Annotated in this window: 1 pseudogene; it reads right to left on the reverse strand. The window is 45.0% G+C overall.

From position 1 onward, the window contains the following. A pseudogene (locus A3729_RS10720) lies at window positions 1–329 on the reverse strand (TAT-dependent nitrous-oxide reductase); the annotation flags it as partial.

The following is a 329-nucleotide window of genomic DNA, read 5'->3' on the forward strand; positions in this document are numbered from 1 at the left end:
CTTGTCGGCGGTAAAGGTCACTGACTGGGTTTGCTGAGGGCCAATTTCCATACTGACGCCATGGTTGACCATACAGAAACCATGAGTTACGTCTTCTACCATATCAAGGTTAGTGATCACCATGGTGACTTCATCGCCTTGCTTAACGGTAAATTTGTTCAGGCCAAAGTTTGGTGCAACCGAGGTCATATAAACCGTCACTTTGTTACCCTTGCGAATAATCTTGTTGTCCATTTCAAGATTTACACCATCTTTCTTTGCTTGAGCAACGGTTTCAGCGAAGAAGGGGTCATCACGCTTCCAGATTTTGCTTGGCTTCACTTTGCTTC

This window comes from Oleiphilus sp. HI0043 (genome assembly GCF_001634935.1).